This is a genomic window from Peribacillus sp. P4_C12, from assembly GCF_056402095.1.
In genome coordinates, this window is sequence record NZ_JBFUIB010001182.1 from 1 (window position 1) to 571 (window position 571).

The window sequence follows — 571 nt, forward strand, 5'->3', positions numbered from 1 at the left end:
AATCAGGATACACCAGTTTATAAAGGAACCGGGAATGAAAGAAGTGAGGATGGTGATTCATCAAAAGGAGGGCTTGGGATTTACAAGCATTTAATGAACGGTGTAAGTAATATGCTTCCATTTGTTGTAGGAGGCGGAATCTTGGTTGCGCTTTCTTTCTTTTTCGGAATTGAAGCAGCGGATCCAACAAAGCCTGAATTTAATCCCATTGCCAAAGCATTAAGTGATATTGGCGGAGGGGCTAGCGGTGCCTTCTTCTTGCTTGTCCCGGTACTTGCCGGTTTTATTGCCTCAAGTATCGCTGACCGTCCAGGTTTTGCTCCAGGTATGGTTGGAGGGTTATTAGCAGCACAAGCTAATGCTGGTTTTCTAGGTGGTCTAATTGCTGGTTTTCTTGCCGGATATGTCGTTTTATTATTGAAAAAATTGTTTTCCAAGTTGCCACAGAACTTCGAAGGGATTAAGCCAGTTTTACTCTATCCTGTATTCGGCATGTTAATTACAGGCTTAATCATGATATTTGTAATAAATGAGCCAGTAACTGCAGTAAACATAGGCTTAACCAACTGGC

General features: G+C 42.0%; 1 protein-coding gene. It reads left to right on the top strand.

What is annotated here, in order from left to right:
- On the top strand, nt 1-571 hold a 571-nt coding region (locus tag AC1DUW_RS32035; protein ID WP_477644608.1), incomplete at both ends, for a fructose-specific PTS transporter subunit EIIC.